The organism is Robertkochia solimangrovi, from assembly GCF_007279655.1.
Taxonomy (GTDB): domain Bacteria; phylum Bacteroidota; class Bacteroidia; order Flavobacteriales; family Flavobacteriaceae; genus Robertkochia; species Robertkochia solimangrovi.
In genome coordinates this window covers 601,212-613,481 of record NZ_QKWN01000002.1, presented here as the reverse complement: position 1 = coordinate 613,481, position 12,270 = coordinate 601,212, and the positions used below count along the sequence as shown (strand labels likewise).

The 12,270-nt window shown below is 41.9% G+C and carries 7 protein-coding genes and 2 rRNA genes; 2 read left to right on the top strand and 7 right to left on the bottom strand.

What is annotated here, in order from left to right; genetic code table 11:
• The first annotated feature begins 155 nt into the window (after nucleotides 1-155).
• Both DMZ48_RS06585 and rrf read left to right on the top strand, forming a co-directional pair.
• Nucleotides 156-2,980: ribosomal RNA gene (locus DMZ48_RS06585) — 23S ribosomal RNA — on the top strand.
• Between the two features lie 199 nt (nucleotides 2,981-3,179).
• Nucleotides 3,180-3,287 (top strand): 5S ribosomal RNA (gene rrf / locus DMZ48_RS06580).
• A gap of 256 nt (nucleotides 3,288-3,543) precedes the next feature.
• On the opposite strand, the gene DMZ48_RS06575 is transcribed toward rrf, so the two are convergent.
• The 7 genes from DMZ48_RS06575 to trmD form a co-directional block, all read right to left on the bottom strand.
• Nucleotides 3,544-3,768, bottom strand: a complete 225-nt coding sequence (locus DMZ48_RS06575) for a DUF6095 family protein (RefSeq protein ID WP_143954317.1) — start codon at nucleotides 3,766-3,768, stop codon at nucleotides 3,544-3,546.
• Entirely contained in the window at nucleotides 3,752-4,573 is an 822-nt protein-coding gene (gene murQ, locus DMZ48_RS06570) for an N-acetylmuramic acid 6-phosphate etherase (protein WP_143954316.1), read from the bottom strand. The genes DMZ48_RS06575 and murQ overlap by 17 nt, the downstream gene beginning before the upstream one ends.
• 54 nt (nucleotides 4,574-4,627) lie before the next feature.
• Nucleotides 4,628-5,470, bottom strand: a complete 843-nt coding sequence (locus DMZ48_RS06565) for a DUF4249 family protein (protein ID WP_143954315.1) — start codon at nucleotides 5,468-5,470, stop codon at nucleotides 4,628-4,630.
• 3 nt (nucleotides 5,471-5,473) lie between these two features.
• Nucleotides 5,474-7,873 carry a TonB-dependent receptor gene (locus DMZ48_RS06560; protein WP_143954314.1) on the bottom strand — a complete coding sequence of 800 codons (2,400 nt, stop codon included), beginning with the start codon at nucleotides 7,871-7,873 and terminating at the stop codon, nucleotides 5,474-5,476.
• A gap of 109 nt (nucleotides 7,874-7,982) precedes the next feature.
• Nucleotides 7,983-10,211: an NADP-dependent isocitrate dehydrogenase gene (locus tag DMZ48_RS06555; RefSeq protein WP_143954313.1), complete on the bottom strand. Its 2,229-nt coding sequence runs from the start codon at nucleotides 10,209-10,211 to the stop codon at nucleotides 7,983-7,985.
• A gap of 611 nt (nucleotides 10,212-10,822) precedes the next feature.
• The gene (gene rplS, locus DMZ48_RS06550) at nucleotides 10,823-11,173 is read right to left on the bottom strand and encodes a 50S ribosomal protein L19 (RefSeq protein ID WP_143954312.1); all 351 of its coding nucleotides are present in this window, start codon (nucleotides 11,171-11,173) and stop codon (nucleotides 10,823-10,825) included.
• A gap of 116 nt (nucleotides 11,174-11,289) precedes the next feature.
• Nucleotides 11,290-11,967: a tRNA (guanosine(37)-N1)-methyltransferase TrmD gene (gene trmD, locus DMZ48_RS06545; RefSeq protein WP_143954311.1), complete on the bottom strand. Its 678-nt coding sequence runs from the start codon at nucleotides 11,965-11,967 to the stop codon at nucleotides 11,290-11,292.
• Between the last annotated feature and the right edge of the window lie 303 nt (nucleotides 11,968-12,270).

The window sequence follows — 12,270 nt, the reverse complement described above, 5'->3', positions numbered from 1 at the left end:
TGACATATTGAGATAAAGAGATACGAGAAGCTTGTTGTTATTGTATGTATATATAATAACGGCAAACAAAAGTAAAAAAAGTAAGAATCTAGGTATTGTAATACTTGCACGAGTATGCAATACTATACGTTTAGAATATAAAAGAGCAAAAAGTACAATAAGCTAAATAAGGGCGTATGGGGGATGCCTGGGCTCTCAGAGGCGAAGAAGGACGTGATAAGCTGCGAAAAGCTGCGGGGAGCTGCACATGAGTGTTAATCCGCAGATCTCCGAATGGGGCAACCCGGCTGGTTGAAGGCCAGTCACATCGTAAGATGGGCAAACCCGCTGAACTGAAACATCTAAGTAGGCGGAGGAAGAGAAAACAACAGTGATTCCGAGAGTAGTGGCGAGCGAAATCGGATTAGCCCAAACCAGTGTTGTTACGGCAATACTGGGGTAGTAGGACCACGATATCGAATGCCAACAGAATTAGAATGCGTTGGAAAGCGCAACCATAGAGGGTGATAGTCCCGTATAGGTAATGGCGGTTATTTGTAGTGGTATCCTGAGTAGCGCGGGGCACGTGGAACCCTGTGTGAATCTGGCGGGACCATCCGCTAAGGCTAAATACTCCTGAGAGACCGATAGTGAAATAGTACCGTGAGGGAAAGGTGAAAAGTACCCTGAATAAGGGAGTGAAATAGATCCTGAAACCATACGCTTACAAGCGGTCGGAGCCCCATTGGGGTGACGGCGTGCCTTTTGCATAATGAGCCTACGAGTTACCGTTGCTAGCAAGGTTAAGTGATTCAGTCACGGAGCCGTAGCGAAAGCGAGTCTGAATAGGGCGCTATAGTTAGTAGTGGTAGACGCGAAACCGTGTGATCTACCCATGGGCAGGGTGAAGCTGTGGTAACACATAGTGGAGGCCCGAACCGGTTGACGTTGAAAAGTCTTCGGATGACCTGTGGGTAGGGGTGAAAGGCCAATCAAACTCGGAAATAGCTCGTACTCCCCGAAATGCATTTAGGTGCAGCGTTTTATTAGTTTTATAGAGGTAGAGCTACTGATTGGATGCGGGGGCTTCACCGCCTACCAATTCCTGACAAACTCCGAATGCTATAAAATGATGTAAAGCAGTGAGGGCATGGGTGCTAAGGTCCATGTCCGAGAGGGAAAGAACCCGGACCATCAGCTAAGGTCCCCAAGTGTATACTAAGTTGAAAAAACGCGGTTTGATTGCTTAGACAGCTAGGATGTTGGCTTGGAAGCAGCCATTCATTTAAAGAGTGCGTAACAGCTCACTAGTCGAGCGATCGAGCATGGATAATAATCGGGCATAAGTATACCACCGAAGCTATGGATTTCTGTAAAGAAGTGGTAGGGGAGCATTCTATGGGTGTAGAAGGTGAACTGTGAGGTTTGCTGGAACGCATAGAAAAGAAAATGTAGGCATAAGTAACGATAATGCGGGCGAGAAACCCGCACGCCGAAAAACCAAGGTTTCCTCAGCTATGCTAATCAGCTGAGGGTTAGTCAGGGCCTAACGCGAACCCGAAGGGGGTAGTGGATGGACAACAGGTTAATATTCCTGTACCTGCATATAGATAAAAGTGACGGAGGCGTAATGTTGGTGCGTACTGACGGAATAGTACGTTGAAGAGTGTGGTAACACCTCGATAGTACACTAAAGCTACGGCTGCGGTGATAATCCAGCGGCGCGACTTCCAAGAAAAGCGATATATGCAGCCTGTACCGTAAACCGACACAGGTGGTTGGGATGAGTATTCTAAGGCGCTCGAGAGATTCATGGCTAAGGAACTAGGCAAAATAGACCTGTAACTTCGGGAGAAAGGTCGCCCTCCTCCGGGAGGGCCGCAGTGAAAAGGTCCAGGCGACTGTTTATCAAAAACACAGGGCTCTGCTAAATCGAAAGATGATGTATAGGGCCTGACACCTGCCCGGTGCTGGAAGGTTAAGGGGAGATGTTAGCTTCGGCGAAGCATTGAACTGAAGCCCCAGTAAACGGCGGCCGTAACTATAACGGTCCTAAGGTAGCGAAATTCCTTGTCGGGTAAGTTCCGACCTGCACGAATGGTGTAACGATCTGGACACTGTCTCGGCCATGAGCTCGGTGAAATTGTAGTATCGGTGAAGATGCCGATTACCCGCAGTGGGACGAAAAGACCCCGTGCACCTTTACTATAGCTTCGTATTGACTTTGGATAAGTGATGTGTAGGATAGGTGGGAGACTTTGAAGCGGCATCGCCAGGTGTTGTGGAGTCATTGTTGAAATACCACCCTTTACTTATCTGAAGCCTAACTCCGCGAGGAGGACAGTGCGTGGTGGGTAGTTTGACTGGGGTGGTCGCCTCCAAAAGAGTAACGGAGGCTTCTAAAGGTTCCCTCAGCACGCTTGGTAACCGTGCGTAGAGTGCAATGGCATAAGGGAGCTTGACTGAGAGACCTACAAGTCGATCAGGTACGAAAGTAGAGCATAGTGATCCGGTGGTTCCGTATGGAAGGGCCATCGCTCAAAGGATAAAAGGTACGCCGGGGATAACAGGCTGATCTCCCCCAAGAGCTCACATCGACGGGGGGGTTTGGCACCTCGATGTCGGCTCGTCACATCCTGGGGCTGGAGAAGGTCCCAAGGGTTGGGCTGTTCGCCCATTAAAGTGGCACGCGAGCTGGGTTCAGAACGTCGTGAGACAGTTCGGTCTCTATCTACTGTGGGCGTTAGAAATTTGAGTGGCTCTGACTCTAGTACGAGAGGACCGAGTTGGACCAACCTCTGGTGTGGCTGTTGTTCTGCCAAGGGCATTGCAGCGTAGCTATGTTGGGAAGGGATAAGCGCTGAAAGCATATAAGCGCGAAACCCGCCACAAGATGAGATTTCTTTAAAGGGTCGTGAGAGACGATCACGTTGATAGGCTACAGGTGTAAAGGCAGTAATGTCATAGCCGAGTAGTACTAATAACCCGTAGGCTTATGTACGTCAGTCCCCTGCTTTGCAAAAGGGCAGGGGGCGCACACTCTTTTTACTAAATGAATCTATACTTTATTACCAAAACAGCTCTTTATTTTTTATCTCAATATGTTAACTTATTAGGATCAGCATACGCCTGATCCGGCTAAATAAACGACCCTACAGGAAAGAATTAAAACCTTGTACGTCGTAGCTTTAGCGAAGACTTAAGGTGGTTATTGCGACGGGGCTCACCTCTTCCCATTCCGAACAGAGCAGTTAAGCCCGTCAGCGCCGATGGTACTACGAAAGTGGGAGAGTAGGTCACTGCCTTCTTTGAAAACCCTCATCAGTTATTGATGAGGGTTTTTTGTTTGTATAGCGTTAGCACGCGAAATGTTACACGTTACGCGTTACAAGGTGACACATTACAACGAAACGGAAAATTGAGAATTGCTTAATCCTTAATTCATAATCCAGAATTCTCAATTAAAATCAATGCCGGAAGTTAGAAAGCAGTAAACGGAAAACGGAAAACAACTTATAGCTTACTGCATTACTGTTTACTAAGTAACAAGTAATAGCTTATAATTTATTTCTCAAATATCGATCGGATGATAAGTCGGATACTGTAAAATCCCATACCGATCGCAGCTACGGCAGTCAGTAGTCCGAGGATTAATACAGGCCAGTAAAAAGGATGGCCTTGATTTTTAAAGGCTTCATAAATCAATACTGGTGCTGCAAACATCAGTACCAGGGTGTATGAGAAGAATTTCAGACTCTTAAAGAATAATGCTTTATTCGTTTCCTTCATGGTAAGCTTTTATGGCTTGTCTTACATTTTTATGTTGGTTTAACAGGGCTTCCGCTGTTTGGCGGTCAGTTCCCGTTTCATCCATGATCATTCTTACACCTCGGTCTACCAGTTTATTATTGCTTAATTGCATATCGACCATTTTATTGCCCTTAACTCTTCCAAGTCTGATCATAGTAGCGGTAGAGATCATATTTAAAACCAATTTTTGCGCAGTACCAGCTTTCATTCTTGAGCTACCGGTCACAAATTCAGGGCCTACAACCACTTCAACAGGGAATTTTGCGGTTTTTGCCAGCGGACTTCCGGCATTGCAACAGATACATCCGGTAGCGATTCCTTCTTCATTACATTTTTCAAGGGCACTGATCACATAGGGTGTAGTACCAGAGGCTGCAATACCAATAACAACATCGTTTTCTGAAATACCGTGCGTTTGCAGATCGTCCCAACCCTGAGTCAAACTATCTTCGGCAAATTCTACAGCTTTGCGGATCGCCATGTCACCACCAGCCATGATTCCTGTGACCAGTTCATGAGGTACTCCGAAGGTTGGCGGGCATTCCGAGGCATCAACGATACCTAACCTGCCGCTGGTACCGGCACCGATATAGAATAGACGCCCACCTTTAGAAAGCTGATCTATAGTAATCTTGGTAAGATTCCGGATCTGCGGAAGTGCTTTATTTACCGCTTGTGGTACGGTTTGATCTTCTTTGTTGATATTGAGGAGGATCTCTTCAACGCTCATCTGCTCCAGATGGTCGTAGTGCGATGATTCTTCAGTTATTTTGTCAAAATTCATAAGCCAAAATTACTCAATTATTTCGAGTTGAACGATCCGAGAACAAAGAGATCGTCAATGGATATTGATGGTTTTACTGTAGGCCTGTACCACTGCGAAGTATCCCAATGCGTATCCATCTGTTATGATGGCATCTTCGATGTTGTCAACGCTGTCGTATCCTGAAATGTTGATGATATTTCCACGAATCGCTGAAACTGGGGTTTGAAATGGTCCCTGACCCTGGGCTCCTGATTGGCTCAATACCTGATTCATATAATTCACAAATTCCAGATCAACACCCATAAGTGTTATCGTAAGTATATCGCCCGGACGAACATCTTCATGAAAAAATGAAAATTCAAATTCTTCTCCCTGATAATAGGAGTCTTCAGAGAGTATGTATTCGTTGAGATCAAAATCGAAAAGATAATAATCATCCCTGTTTCCATCATCCGTAAAATTGATAATGATTTCTGTATCATCATCGCTGAATAATTTACCATCGCCCTGAACCACACTGTTGATAGGTACTGCAGGAATATAATTGGCTAGCGAAACAAAAGTCTTACCATCGTATTCTATAAGTAGAAGTAAGGTTGCATCTACCAGAAATTCATTAGGGATATACGCGGTATATACACCCGGATCGCCTGATCTTGGTGAAAAATCTATCGATTCATCAGTATCGATATTAGTAATAGACAGCAGATCTACTTCCGCAGCCGGATTGGAATCATAAAAATTACTGGATAAAGTAGTCCGGATTTCCATTTCCTTCCCAGGTAAACTGTCATAGACACGAAGTAATGCATCAACCACCAGTCGCTCTTGGTTCTCCGGAAGATCGATCTCTACTACATCCTCACAAGAGATGAAGCTCAATACAACGATTATGATCAGGAAAAAATTCTTCATGCGCTAAAATTTAAAATTATAGGTGATGGAAGGAACAATTCCAAAAATGGCAATCCTGACTGCTTCATTATTTCCTTCATCACTTCGTCTGAAATTAATGGAAGCGGCATTTCTGCGATTATAGACATTATAAATACTGAAAACCCATTCCGACTCCCATTTCTTGTCTGGACGATGTTTTGGTTTGTATATTACCGAAATATCCAGACGATGATAAGTGGGTAGTCTTTCCTGATTTCTGATCCCATAATAGGGGACTACCAGTCCTTCGAATTCGAATTGACCTATAGGATAATTCGTGGGTTGTCCTGTTTGAAAGATGAAATTACCGTTTAAGGTCCATTTTTCATTCCATTGATAGTTTCCGAAAAACGCAATATCATGAGTTTTGTCATAGGGGGTATTATACCATTCTCCATTGTTTATTCCGGTTTCTTCTGCCGTATAACCATTATAGGTTACGGTTCCTCTTCCGGGAGTTTGCTGTTCAGATTTTGAAAGTGTATAAGAGAGCCAGCCTGTGAATTTACCTTCGTTCTTTTTAAGCATGAATTCTAAACCATAAGCTCTGGCACGACCATTTAGAATGCTGCGTTCGATGTATTCATTAGCGATCAGTTGTGCACCATCTATATAGTCGATCCTGTTTTTTAGTTTTTTATAATAAACCTCCGATTCAATTGTATACGGAGAATTATTTATCTCCCTGAAATATCCGAACGCAAACTGATCCATTAATTGAGGTTTTATAAACGGACCACTGGGAGTCCATACATCCAAAGGCGTAGGAGAACTTGTATTCGATAACAGATGGAGGTATTGTGCGAGCCTGGTATAGCTACCCTTTATGGAAGAGAATTCATTTAACAATAAGGAAAATGAAAATCTTGGTTCAAAGTTATCATACGTAGCAAGTGATTTTCCACGTCCGGGATACCTCGTTTCGATAGGTAGAGATTGTTGATAGATCTGAAGTAGGGGGTTATAAAATACCGGGTTATTGTCTTCATAAACTGAGATCTCATCCTGGCCTAATCTGGTAAAATGACTATAACGTAGCCCGTATTGTAAGGTGAGATTTTTAGTTACTTCATGCTCGATATCGATATAAACCGCGAGCTCATTGGCATATTTCTTAACCAGTTGATCCTCGATGATGCCGGAACCGGAACCGGTAGGAGTGATCTTACCCGGATTGAAGATATAATAGATGTTATTAACTCCGTAATTGACTTGTAGATTTTGAGTAAGGTAATGTTTCAAATCATATTTGAGATTCATATTCTGAATACCTGACTTCCAGTTGAAGCCTACGAAATCAAGTTTGAGTCCATAATCATAATCAGAATAGATCAGTGAAAAATTGGAGAATAACCGGTCCGAAAACAAGTGATTCCATCGGAAATTCAAAACCGCATTGCCATAGGTGTTTACAAAACTCTCGTTGACCTTGAACTTGTCTCTGCCAAAATACCCCGAAAAATAGATATTATTGTTCTCATTGATACGATGACTGATCTTTGCATTAAGATCATAGAAATTTGCGGAATTATCTACATCGAAAAGTGGTAGCAAAAGGTGTACATAAGAGGCTCGTCCTCCGATAAGGAAGGAAGTTCGGTCTTTAATGATCGGGCCCTCCATTAGAATTCTGCTGGCTACGGCCCCGATTCCACCATTCATATGAAATTCACGGGTATTCCCTTCCTTCTGATAGATGTCCAGAACAGAAGAGACCCTACCTCCATACCGGGCAGGAATACCGCCTTTGTAGAGTTTTACATCTTTTATCGCGTCGGGGTTAAATACCGAGTAAAGGCCGAACAAGTGCGAAGAGTTAAAGATATTGGCTTCATCCAGCAGAATCAGGTTTTGGTCTGCCGCACCTCCTCTGACATTGAAACCTGAAGAAGCTTCACCTCCCGAAGAAACTCCTGGTAACAGGAGTAAGGATTTGATTACATCGGCTTCACCCAGAACCACTGGAATCTGTTTAATACTTTTTACGGTCATTGTATTTACACTCATTTGTGGGGAGCGTATGTCCAGATTGGTATTCGTGCCTGAGATTTCCACAGCTTCAAGCTCTTCGGTATCCTCTTCCAGGGGCATATTAAGTTTCATGTTCGAATTAAGATCGACAGTTTGAACGCTATTCTTGTATCCGAGGGAGCTAAAAATGAGGGTGTATGTTCCCTTGGGGAGCGTGATGGAGTAAAAACCGTATTCGTTGGTGGAAGTACCGGTTTGTAATTCTTTGATGATAATATTGGCCCCAATAACGGATTCATTACTTTTAGCTTCCCATACCTTTCCACTCAGCGTGAATGATTGCTGCGCATGCAATATTCCGGTGAGGAAGACGAGGAAAAGAAGCGTTAGCGCTTTAAATCGTTGAACCATACAAGGAAAAATTTCCTTAAAGTTAGGTAGAATTCTCTAGTTCATAAAGCTAAAATAAAAAAGACTGCCGGGATCGACAGTCTTTTTTAAGTAATTGTTTATCAAAATATTAGCCTAGTTCAGCTAAAATAGAATTAAAGGTAGTACTCGGTCTCATAGCCTTAGAGGTCAGAGCCGGATCTGGCAGATAATATCCACCGATATTTTCAGGGTGACCCTGTGCTCCATTGAGTTCAGAAACAATCGTTTCTTCTTTCGCAGTGAGTTGTTCAGCAATAGGAGTGAACGTCTTTTTCAGTTCCTGATCCTTGTCCTGAGACGCAAGAGCCTGTGACCAATAAAGTCCGAGATAGAAATGACTTCCCCTTGTATCGAGTTCACCTACCTTACGAGAAGGAGATTTGTCATTTTCCAGGAATTTCCCGGTTGCTTCATCAAGGGTTTCAGCCAAAACGATCGCTTTCGGATTGTTATTGGTTTTACCAAAATGTTCAAGAGAAACCGCTAATGCAAGAAATTCTCCAAGAGAATCCCATCTTAGGTGTCCTTCTTCCAGGAATTGTTCAACGTGTTTAGGTGCTGATCCACCAGCACCGGTTTCGAACAAACCTCCACCGTTCATCAATGGAACGATAGATAGCATTTTTGCACTGGTACCAACTTCAAGAATAGGGAAGAGGTCAGTCAGGTAATCTCTCAATACATTTCCGGTAACAGAAATAGTGTCGAGTCCGTCCTTGATACGTTCAAGGGTATATTTCGTTGCATCAACAGGTGACATGATCTTAATATCAGCACCTGTAGTGTCGTACTGTGGCAAATATTTATTTACTTTTTTGATCAGTTCGGCATCATGTGCACGATTCTTATCAAGCCAGAATACCGCCGGAATTCCGGTTTCTTTAGCTCTGTTTACAGCTAATTTGATCCAATCCTGAACAGGCAGATCCTTTACCTGGCACATTCTCCAGATGTCACCATCCTCTACTTTATGCTCGATTAGTACGGTTCCATTATCGGAGATAACCTGTACAGATCCGTTTCCTGATATTTCAAATGTCTTATCGTGGGAACCGTATTCTTCAGCTTTTTGCGCCATCAGTCCGATATTCGGTACTGTTCCCATGGTGGTAGGGTCAAAAGCACCATGCGTCTTGCAGAACTCGATCGTTGCCTCATAAACTCCTGAGTAGCTACTGTCTGGTATTACTGCTTTTGTATCCTGACTCTTACCTTCTGCGTTCCACATTTGACCTGAATTTCTGATCATGGCAGGCATAGAGGCGTCGATGATCACATCACTGGGAACATGGAGGTTGGTTATTCCTTTGTCGGAATTTACCATAGCCAGATCAGGTTTCTTTTCAATCAACGCATGAAGATCAGCAAGAATTTCATTCTTTTTAGCTTCCGGAAGTGATTGTACCTTTTCCAGCAGATCACCAAGTCCATTATTAGGATTTACCTTAAGGGCATTGAAATCTGCAGCATATTTTTCAAAGAGTTCTTTGAAATAAGTTTTAACGGCATAACCGAAGATGATAGGATCGGAAACCTTCATCATGGTAGCTTTCATATGAATGGAGAAAAGAATGTTCTGTTCTTTGGCATCCTTCACCTGAGCATCCAGAAATTCGATCAGCGCTTTTTTGCTCATCACAGAAGCATCGATAACTTCACCATCCAGTAGAGCGATATTTTTTTTCAGGATTTCACTGCTACCATCTTCCTTTTGGAAGACGATATCTACCTGTTGAGCTTTATCAACGGTAACTGATTTTTCAGTATGACAGAAATCACCATGATCCATAGTCGCCACATGAGATTTGGAATCTGATTTCCATTCACCCATGGAATGAGGATTCTTTTTGGCGTAATTTTTTACTGCTTTAGGAGCGCGTCGGTCAGAGTTACCTTCACGAAGCACCGGATTCACCGCACTACCTTTTACACTGTCGTATCGGGCTTTTATGTCCTTTTCATCATCAGTTTTTGGTTCGTGGGGATAATCTGGCAGCGGAAAACCTTTTGACTGCAATTCTTCAATAGCATCTTCCAGCTGAGGGATGGATGCACTGATATTTGGAAGTTTAATAATATTAGCCTCAGGTTTTTTAGCAAGCTCTCCGAGTTCTTTAAGATCGTTAGGAACGATTTGCTCCGGATTTAACTTGTCTGGAAATACAGCCAGGATCCTGGCGGCTAACGAGATGTCTTTTGTTTCAATATCAATTTTGGAAGAAGCGATATAAGCCTTTACAATGGATAACCATGAGTAAGTAGCCAATGCAGGGGCTTCATCGGTTTTCGTATAAAAAATTTTTGGATTTTGTGACATTTATAAAGGGAACTATTTTTTAGTTAAACTTGGCAAATATACGATTTAATAAGATTTTTGGGTAATATAATAGTTCTCAAATGTCGGTAAAAGTGTTATAAAAAATAAAAGCCATATCATTACAATAAATGTTATGATATGGCTTTCTCGGAAATACGTTATTAAATTTTTTTAATCCTTGATTAAAACCAATCCAACTTAATAGTTGTATTTCCAAAATGAAACATCTTATGGTGAGTTTTCTCAATACTTCACTGAGACCTAACTCTGATGTTTCCAATTACTTTTAATTTCCTACTTTGATCTTTTTCTATCGAAAATGAAAATTTCGGCACTGACCCTACACGTTTTAAGTGTCTGATTCAAACTTCCTGTTGAATCCTTTACTACGGAAAGTAGCAGTTATTCTTCGAGGCTTAATTAAAGTAATTATTAATGTAAAGAACTTCTTTAAAGTGTAATACCAAAGATACTAAATTAATACCGGTAAGCTAAAAATTTAACATATTAATAATCAACAGTTTATGCACATTGGTTATGAACAATTGTTGATAAATAAAAAAGCCCGTCGATTCCGACGGGCTTCTGATATATTTCCTTTAAAAAGCGGTTTATTTTCGAAACTCTTTGATTCTCGCTTTTTTCCCGGTAAGTCCTCTGAAGTAGAAAATTCTTGCTCTACGCACTTTACCGCGTTTGTTGATCTCTATTTTCTGTAATGCAGGCATGTTTATAGGGAAGATTCTTTCTACACCTACAGTACCTGACATTTTTCTGATTGTGAATGTCTCAGAAGCACCTGTACCTCTTCTTTGAATTACAACCCCTCTAAAAAACTGAGTACGAGTTTTTTCACCCTCTTTAATTTCGTAATAAACGGTGATCGTATCTCCAGCGGAAAATTCAGGAAATTCATTTTTTGTGATAAATTCGTCCTGAACAAATTTTACTAAAGCTTCCATTTTGCTATTAAAATTAGATTCCATCAAATCAACATTCACGATTCTCGCCAGAGGTTAATCTGAAATTGAGTGCAAAAATAATTATTTCTTAATAATTTACAATAATTATCTGAAATTTATTCATCTAGCAAGTCAGGTCTTCTCAATTTTGTTCTTTCAAAGGCCTGGTCTTCACGCCATTTTTCGATTTTGGCAAAGTTCCCGCTTAGCAAAATGTCAGGTACTTTCGCTCCTTTATATTCTGCCGGCCTTGTATAGACCGGTGGTGCAAGAAGGTTGTCCTGGAAAGAATCGGTGAGGGCAGAAGTTTCATCATTTAGAACCCCGGGAATCAATCGGATCACCGCATCACATAAAACAGCAGCACCCAGTTCACCTCCGGATAGTACATAATCTCCAATCGATATTTCTCGTGTAACGAACATATCTCTGACCCGTTGGTCTACACCTTTATAATGACCGCATAGAATTATGATGTTATCCTTGAGTGATAATTCATTGGCAATACCTTGTTTCAGAGTTTCACCATCAGGAGTCATATAGATGATCTCATCGTAATCCCGTTCAGATTTTAAGTCGGAGATACACTTATCGATGGGCTCGATCATCATGACCATGCCAGCACCACCTCCGAATTGATAATCATCAACAGTCTTATAGGCATTCGAAGCATAATCACGGAGATTATGAAAATGAACTTCCACATGACCTTTAGTGATCGCTCGCTGTAATATCGAAGCTTCGAAAGGACTTTTCATCAATTCAGGTAAAACGGTTATGATATCAATTCTCATAATACTTCCACATATATTTCTGCAAAGATGCAAAATTACCGAGTTATATCACACCGGTTCTGCTTACCCTTCGCCAAACTTTTAATTCCTGTACAATACAAATCCTTTTTTTACGATTATTCCTATGAATTCTTCCTTTTCAACAGGACTCAACGACTTAACAACAGAAGTAGGTACTTTCACAACAATGGTTTGATGCTTTCAGTTTAATACAGTAAGTTAGAGGTGTTGATTAAAAAGTTGATTGATAGCATTAACAACTTGTTTCATAATGATGCCCCAAAACGAGTTTTCTGGATACCC